Source organism: Lwoffella lincolnii, from assembly GCF_002014765.1.
GTDB lineage: Bacteria > Pseudomonadota > Gammaproteobacteria > Pseudomonadales > Moraxellaceae > Psychrobacter > Psychrobacter lincolnii.
Genome location: NZ_MUYT01000024.1, coordinates 1 through 868, shown reverse-complemented (window position 1 = coordinate 868; position 868 = coordinate 1). Strand labels below are relative to the sequence as shown.

Below are 868 nucleotides of genomic sequence, written 5' to 3'. Positions count from 1 at the left end.
CTGCCTGCGTATCAGAACTATACCAAACGTTCTGCTAATAGTGCTTGTTTGGCAGAAGCCAAAACCGTTGCTGGTAAGCTTGTGATTGAACTACAAGACCCTTCATCAACTACAGGTACTACGGGTACTGCACTAAGTACTGTCTATACTAATAACAGTGCCTGTACAGGAGCAAAAGTTGAGGCAACAACATCAGCAGCAGCTATTGCTACAGTTGGTAATGAGAAGGTAAAACTTGATACAGCAGCCATCACATTCACTCCAAAAGCCCCTGGTGACAAACAAATCGTTTGTAACATCGCTTCAGGTGGTAATTGTTCATTGAGTGCAACTGCAATTACTGGTCGTTAATATTACAAATAACACACCCAAACTATTGATAAATAACATAAAAAGCCAAGATAACAATCTTGGCTTTTTTGTTTAAGCTTAAACTGTTGGCTTATTTTACAGCTGTGGGCAGAAGTTCGTCATCACCACCCCAAGAATTTTTCTTAACAGATCCATTTTGCAATACATCCAATACCAACACTTTACCAGAGATACGATCAGAGGCATCAGTTTTTACTGTATAAGTTAATGTACAACCTGTTTTATTATCCGTAGCTTTTGGATCGGGTGTACCGTCGATCACTAATGTGCCATATTTACCAGTTAGTGTATTGGCAGCCGATTCTGTAGAAGTACAAGAGTTACGTTCACGATTGGTGGCAATCGTTGTTTTAGCACCATCAGCTAAGGTAAAAGCTTCTGATAGCTGAGATTTGGCAATGTAATTCTGATACGCAGGCAGAGCGATGGCAGCTAGGATACTGATGTCCCCACATCTCACCTGATTATCTCCCATGCCAAGCCATGCGTATGGCAA

General features: G+C 41.1%; 2 protein-coding genes. One reads left to right on the top strand and one right to left on the bottom strand.

What is annotated here, in order from left to right; translation table 11 throughout:
* Window positions 1–351: hypothetical protein (locus B0682_RS09260; RefSeq protein WP_078308446.1), on the top strand; the 351-nt coding region annotated here is incomplete at its 5' end.
* 91 nt (window positions 352–442) lie between these two features.
* On the opposite strand, the gene B0682_RS09255 is transcribed toward B0682_RS09260, so the two are convergent.
* Window positions 443–868 (bottom strand): pilin, encoded by a 426-nt coding sequence (locus B0682_RS09255; RefSeq protein WP_240494970.1) that lies wholly within the window; start codon window positions 866–868, stop codon window positions 443–445.